This window comes from Caulobacter sp. B11, from assembly GCF_002737765.1.
Taxonomy (GTDB): Bacteria; Pseudomonadota; Alphaproteobacteria; order Caulobacterales; family Caulobacteraceae; genus Caulobacter.
This window is the reverse complement of sequence record NZ_PEGG01000282.1, coordinates 1-3,848: the sequence shown is the minus strand read 5'-3', so window position 1 is coordinate 3,848 and position 3,848 is coordinate 1. Positions and strand designations below refer to the sequence as shown.

Here is a 3,848-nt window from a genome sequence, read left to right as displayed (position 1 = left end):
ATCGCCGGCGACGGCTGCCTGATGGAAGGCGTCAGCCATGAGGCCATCAGCATCGCCGGCCGCCTGAAGCTGAACAAGCTGACCGTGCTGTTCGACGACAACAACACCACCATCGACGGCGTCGCCACCATCTCCGAGACCGGCGACCAGGTCGCGCGCTTTAAAGGCCGCCGGCTGGGCGGTCAAGGTCGTCGACGGCCACGACCACGGCAAGATCGCCGCCGCCCTGCGCTGGGCCACCAAGCAGGACCGGCCGACCATGATCGCGTGCAAGACGCTGATCTCCAAGGGCGCGGGCCCCAAGGAAGGCGACCCCCACAGCCACGGCTACACCCTGTTCGACACCGAGATCGCCGCCTCGCGCGTCGCCATGGGCTGGGACGCCGCGCCGTTCACCGTGCCCGACGACATCGCCAAGGCCTGGAAGAGCGTCGGCCGTCGCGGCGCCCGCGTCCGCAAGGCCTGGGAAGCGGGCCTTAAGGCCTCGGCCCACGCCGCCGAGTTCACCCGCGCCATCTCGGGCGCCCTGCCGGCCAAGGCTTTTGAAGCCGTCGACGCCCACATCGCCACGATGGCGCAGACCAAGCCCGCCAACGCCACCCGCGTTCACTCCGGCGCGGCTCTGGATCATCTGATCCCGTCGATCCCGGAAATGATCGGCGGCTCGGCCGACCTGACCGGCTCCAACAACACCTTCGTCAAGGGCATGAAGGCCTTCGACACCCCCGACTATGCCGGCCGCTACGTCCATTATGGCGTGCGCGAGTTCGGCATGGCGGCGGCGATGAACGGCATGGCCCTGCATGGCGGCGTCATTCCCTATTCGGGCACCTTCCTGGCCTTCGCCGACTACAGCCGCGCGGCCATCCGCCTGGGCGCCCTGATGGGGGCCAAGGTCATCCACGTGATGACCCACGACTCCATCGGCCTGGGCGAGGACGGCCCGACCCACCAGCCGGTGGAGCAGGTCGCCTCCCTGCGCGCCATCCCCAACCTGCTGGTCTTCCGTCCGTGCGACGCGGTGGAAGCCGCCGAGTGCTGGAAGATCGCCCTGGAACAGACCTCGACCCCCTCGGTCATGGCCCTGTCGCGCCAGAAGACCCCGGGCGTGCGCGGCTCGGGCGATCAGAACCTGTCGGCCAAGGGCGCCTATGAGCTGCTGGCGGCCGAGGGCGGCGCGGCGGCGGTGACGATTTTCGCCACCGGCACCGAAGTGGCCCTGGCCGTGGCGGCGCGCGAGGTCCTGCAGGGCCAGGGCAAGCCGACCCGCGTGGTCTCGGTTCCCTGCTGGGAGCTGTTCGAGCAGCAGCCGGCCGCCTATCGCCAGGCCGTGATCGGCACGGCCGCCCGCCGCGTCGCGGTCGAGGCCGGCATCCGCCAGGGCTGGGATCGCTTCATCGGCGAGGACGGCGGCTTCGTCGGCATGACCGGCTTTGGCGCCAGCGCCCCGTTCGAGCGGCTTTACAAGGAATTCGGCATCACCGCCGAGGCCGTTGTTCAGGCCGCGATCTAGGGCTTCTTGGTTCAGGCCAAGGCGGGCCATCGGGACAAAAAGGGGCTCTGAACGCCTGGTTCAGAGCCCAAATTCAGAACCTTTGGGCGGGCGCGGGGTCAGAGCTTTTGCAGCACGACCCCGAACTCGTTTCGGCCTTGCGGCGTCTCATAGACCCGCAGGGTTCGCAAGGGCTCGAGGTTGACGGCGCGCAACCCCGCGAAGATCGCCCGGAAGACTTCCGGCGTGAACTTCCAGGCATGGACGTCGATATAGCCGTCGTCCGTCCGCAGTCGGTCGAGGGCGGCCCGAAGGCGCCCGTCGGGCTGCTCGAAGGCGGACTCGCCATGGCGGCCCATCCAGTGCTCGCCGGTCTCGTTGTGGGTGGTGAGCGCGATATGTTCGATGACGTGACGCGTCGCATGCCGCGTGCGGTGTTCGAGAAACGCTTCGAGCACCTCGGCGACGGTTGACGATGGCAGGAAGTGGTCGAAGCAGTAGCGCTTGTCGGGCACCAGCATCACATAGACCCCGCCGACGCGCAGGAGCAAGGCCGCCGCCTGCAGGTGGCGAATGAGATCGGGCTGATGCTCGAGATTGTGGCTGCTGAACAGCACGTCGAACCTCTGGTCGATCGCCTCCAGCGCGCCGGTATAGTGGATTTCGGGGCACAGAGCTTCGTCGACCCCGTGCTCGCGGGCGCGGGCCTTGAGGCCTTCGGTCGTCAGGATGTCGAAATAGCGGACATTGGGGCCCCGGAAGACCGGGCTCCAGGAGGGTCCGATCTCCAGAATATCGGCCCCTGGATCAATCAGCGCGATCAGGGCTTCGCGGGTGTCGGCGTCGGACGAGGTTCGCCCTTCCTGCCGGCCGTGCAGTCGGAAATGGTCGCGCAATTCGTCGTCATTGAACGGGGCGAGGTCGGGATAGAGGCGTCGCAGGGTCTCGGGACTGAATTCGGGCGGGAACACGGAAGAGTCCAAGGCGACCTCTTAACGCTGGCGGCGACGGTGTCCTGAAGATCAAGACGCCTACTGATTAAGCATAAAGGTCCACCGAGAGGGTGAACTTGACAATCGTCAATGCGGGAACGGAACGCCGAAACCGCGGGCGCGTTCGGTCTCGGTCATCCCGGCCCGTCGCCGGTCGTTGGCGCAGGGAGCGTGGTCATGGCCGTCGAGCGAGATGAAACCGACATCAAGCCCTCGGCCTACAGCGTTCGAAGCCGCATCGAAATTCGCACGATCATCGCCGTTGTTGTCTTGGTCCTAGTTCTGGGCGGGGCTTGGGTGTTGATCTTTGGGTCGCCCACTCGCCATCGGGCGGCGATCGATAGCAGCAACAACCCCAGACCAACTATTGAATCGCCCGCGGTCAACCGACCGGCCGACTAAACCGCTTTCAAAGCCCTCCACTCTTGCCTATAGGGAACGGTCGATTAAGGCATGTCGCTTGAGGAGGCTCGATGTCGGCCGCGCAACGCATTATGGTGACCGGCGGCGCTGGCTTTATTGGCTCGGCCGTATGTCGTCATTTGATCTCGACGGGCGACACCCTCGTCTTGAATTTTGACAAGCTTACCTATGCGGCGTCCCTGAGTTCTCTCGAAAGCATCGAGGACTCCAATTTTTATTCTTTCGAACAGGGCGATGTTGCTGACGCTGACGCCGTCGCCTCGGCCATCGCGCGGTTTCGTCCGACCGCGATCATGCACCTGGCGGCCGAGTCCCATGTCGACCGCTCGATCAGCGGCGCGGGCCCGTTCATCCAGACCAATATCGTCGGCACCTATGTGATGCTGCAGGCCGCGCTGGACTACTGGCGCGAGTTGTCGGGCGAGGCGCGCGAGCAGTTCCGCTTCCACCACATCTCGACCGACGAAGTGTTCGGCAGCCTGGGCGAAGAGGGCCTGTTCACCGAGACCACGCCCTATGACCCCCGCTCGCCCTATTCGGCCTCCAAGGCCTCGTCGGACCATCTGGTCCGCGCCTGGGGCCACACCTACGGCCTGCCGGTGGTGGTCTCCAACTGCTCCAACAATTACGGCCCCTATCACTTCCCCGAGAAGCTGATCCCGCTGACCATCATCAACGCCCTGCGCGGCCTGCCCCTGCCGGTCTATGGCAAGGGCGACAATGTCCGCGACTGGCTGTTTGTCGAGGACCACGCCAAGGCCCTGCACCTTGTCGTCACCAAGGGACAGGTCGGCGAGAGCTACAATGTCGGCGGGCGCAACGAGCGGACCAATCTCGAGGTGGTCGAGGCCATCTGCGACCTGGTCGATGAGCTGCGGCCCCAGGACGGCCTGCGTCGCCGCGACCTGATCAGCTTCGTGGTCGATCGCCCCGGGCACGAC

Annotated in this window: 3 protein-coding genes and 1 pseudogene; 3 read left to right on the top strand and 1 reads right to left on the bottom strand. The window is 65.8% G+C overall.

Features of this window, described 5'->3' with window-relative positions:
• Positions 1 to 1,513: pseudogene (locus CSW58_RS11120) on the top strand (transketolase family protein); the annotation flags it as partial.
• A gap of 98 nt (positions 1,514 to 1,611) precedes the next feature.
• Here the strand turns inward: CSW58_RS11120 and CSW58_RS11115 are convergent.
• The gene (locus CSW58_RS11115) at positions 1,612 to 2,475 is read right to left on the bottom strand and encodes a bifunctional 2-polyprenyl-6-hydroxyphenol methylase/3-demethylubiquinol 3-O-methyltransferase UbiG (RefSeq protein ID WP_099447331.1); all 864 of its coding nucleotides are present in this window, start codon (positions 2,473 to 2,475) and stop codon (positions 1,612 to 1,614) included.
• A gap of 180 nt (positions 2,476 to 2,655) precedes the next feature.
• Between CSW58_RS11115 and CSW58_RS11110 the strand changes: the two genes are divergently transcribed.
• Both CSW58_RS11110 and rfbB read left to right on the top strand, forming a co-directional pair.
• On the top strand, positions 2,656 to 2,886 hold the full coding sequence (locus tag CSW58_RS11110) for a hypothetical protein (RefSeq protein WP_161494603.1): 231 nt from the start codon (positions 2,656 to 2,658) through the stop codon (positions 2,884 to 2,886).
• A gap of 71 nt (positions 2,887 to 2,957) precedes the next feature.
• The coding region (gene rfbB, locus CSW58_RS11105) for a dTDP-glucose 4,6-dehydratase (RefSeq protein ID WP_099447332.1) at positions 2,958 to 3,848 on the top strand (891 nt) is incomplete at its 3' end.